This window comes from Treponema sp., assembly GCF_045657965.1.
GTDB lineage: Bacteria > Spirochaetota > Spirochaetia > Treponematales > Treponemataceae > Treponema_D.
The window spans coordinates 1-2,637 of record NZ_JAZOUG010000199.1 but is presented as its reverse complement, the minus strand read 5'-3'; the positions used below and the strand labels follow the sequence as shown (position 1 = coordinate 2,637).

General features: G+C 37.7%; 4 protein-coding genes. All 4 read left to right on the top strand.

What is annotated here, in order from left to right:
* Nucleotides 1-792, top strand: a 792-nt coding sequence (locus ACKI5B_RS07355; RefSeq protein ID WP_407427322.1) for a nitrilase-related carbon-nitrogen hydrolase, incomplete at its 5' end; no start/stop codon positions are given.
* A 44-nt stretch (nt 793-836) separates the two neighbouring features.
* Complete coding sequence (locus ACKI5B_RS07350) at nt 837-1,415, top strand: biotin transporter BioY (protein WP_407427320.1); 579 nt, start codon at nt 837-839, stop codon at nt 1,413-1,415.
* A 30-nt stretch (nt 1,416-1,445) separates the two neighbouring features.
* Nucleotides 1,446-2,162: an energy-coupling factor ABC transporter ATP-binding protein gene (locus ACKI5B_RS07345; RefSeq protein ID WP_407427318.1), complete on the top strand. Its 717-nt coding sequence runs from the start codon at nt 1,446-1,448 to the stop codon at nt 2,160-2,162.
* Nucleotides 2,163-2,637, top strand: a 475-nt coding sequence (locus ACKI5B_RS07340) for a hypothetical protein (protein WP_407427316.1), incomplete at its 3' end; no start/stop codon positions are given.

Genomic DNA, 2,637 nt, shown 5'->3' with positions numbered 1-2,637 from the left:
TTTGACAAAAACGGAAAATTCACAGGCTCATATACAAAAATGCACCTTGTTCCATTTGCTGAACTTATTCCACTACGCCAGTTCGAACGCGTACGAAAAATCATAAAAAGCATGGTTGGCTTTTCTTATGGCTGGACTCCTGGTAAAAAGCCTGTACTTTTTGAAATTCCACTTGAATCAAAAATTGAACCGGAAAAATCTTACGACATCATCTCAATTGTTTCAGAAAAGAACAAACAAAAGAAAGATGAAGTAAAATCCGTTTTGATTTCAACGCCAATCTGCTTCGACGACTCCGCCCACGAAGTCTGTCACGCACTATATCATTCAGGAAGTGAAGTTTTTGTAAACATCACGAACGATTCATGGTCTAAAACAGCCTCAGCCGAAATTCAACACTTTGTTGTCGCTCACTACCGCTCAATCGAGTACCGAACCACCACAATCAGAAGCGCAAATGCCGGATATACCTGTGTTATAGATCCTACAGGAAAAGTTCTTGCAGATTTACCGCTTTTTGAGGAAGGAGCACTGGCTTACAAAGTTCCGGTTTACGAAAGAAAACTTACCGTGTATGCCCGGTATGGCGACTGGCTTCCATACTCACTTATTCTGCTTGTTTTTACATACATTTTCTTTGCTGTATTCCAAAAGCAAAAAGAAGAACTTTCTCTAAAATCTATTAAAACCACACTTTTACCGCACAAAATCGAATGGTACGAGCTTTTAGAAAATGTTATGGCACGATACGAAGAAGACTTTGCTATTGACTGGAACAACTGGAATATATAAAATTGTAAACATATTTTATACACAGAGGTTTACAATTAAAAAAAATGAACACAAAAAAAGCTGTATTCACATCATTATTCGCAGCCCTTATCTGTATTGGCTGTGTTATCGCAATTCCTCTTCCAGGCGGAGTACCAATTACCGTACAGAATTTGTTTTCAATTCTGGCAGGAAGTATTTTGGGTTCTTTCTTTGGCGGGGCAGCAGTTCTTCTCTGGATGCTTATCGGAGCAGTAGGCATACCTGTATTTGCAAACGCACATGGCGGACTTGCAATTATTCTGGGACCGACAGGCGGCTATATGTGGGGATATATGCTGGGCTCACTATTTTTAGGTCTCACTTTAGGAAAACCTAAGCTTACAGAAAACAAAAAAGATGTACGCTTTATCATAAAAATTGCATTACTTTCTCTTGTTGCATATGCCATAGTTTATTTACCGGGAATTCCGTGGTTTATGCATGTAATGGCAGGAAAAGGTAAACCTCAGACTTTCCAGAGTGCACTTAAACTTACATTCATTCCGTTTATTCCTGGTGATTTAATAAAATGGATTATAACTATTCCACTCACAGCAGCACTTCGACCAGTTGCAGCAAGATACCTTGAACCTGAAGAATAAATCCGCAGAAAACAGAATTAAAGCAAAAATATGGAAAACGCCGTAAAACTTGAAAACATCACAAAAAAATTCTCATCAACAAAATTTTCACTAATCGATATTTCATTCGAAATCAAAAAAGGCTCCCTTACAATTGTAGGAGGTGCAAATGGTAGCGGAAAAAGTGTTCTTATGATGCTGATTTCAGGTTTAATGAAGCCAACTGAAGGAAAACTAACAGTTTCTTCAAAACCTGGTCTTGTTTTTCAGGATGCGGCCACACAGATTCTGGGAGACACCCCAAGGGAAGATGTAAGCGTTGGACCGAAAAACCTCAGGTTCTGCAAAAAAGATATTCCCGCTCTTGTAGAAGATTCCTTAAAAAGCGTACGGCTTCTGGAAAAAGCAGATATACCTGCAGAATATCTTTCCGGCGGTGAAAAACGCCGCCTTGCAGTGGCATCTATTCTTGCAATGAAACGCGATATTATAATATTTGATGAACCATATGCAAATCTTGACTATCCGGCTGTCTGCGATGTAAACAGGCTTTTAGAACAGTTAAAATCGGAAGGAAAAACGGTGATTCTACTGACTCACGAACTTGAAAAATGCCTTGCACTTGCTGATCATTTTCTTATTCTGCAGAAAGGTTCTCTTGTCTTTGACGGTTCACCAGAAGAGGCTGTAAAAATTCCGCTTGAGCAATGGGCAATAAGAAACCCGCTTACAAAATATGAAAATGTAAAAGATTTAATCTGGAAATAAATGGAAAACGCAGCATTTTTTCACTATAAAACAGAAATTACCTTTCTCCACAGGATTCCTTCGTGGCTCAAAATCATTTTGATTCTTATTCTTGCGCTCGCAGCATTTTATCTTCCAGTAAAAATATGCCTTATCGCATACCCGGTTTTAATTCTTTTTTCTGCTATTTTTTTAAAATTTACACCCTATGAAATTTTTTCTGATCAGAAACCTTCTCTGGCTTACATTTTTCTTCTCTATTTTGCCACGATTTTGTTAAACATTGTGAATAATTTTTCTACAGTTGATTTTTCAAATTTTTTCTCTCTGAAAATGTTTAGCGAAATATCAAAATTTTTCATTCCAAATCTCACATATCTTCCGCTCCTCGCACATCTTACTCTTTCTCTTGAAATTACATCAATTTTTTACCGCACAACCAGTCACGGACAATTTAAAGACGGATTTTCCACTATAGAAATGTTTCTCACTCATA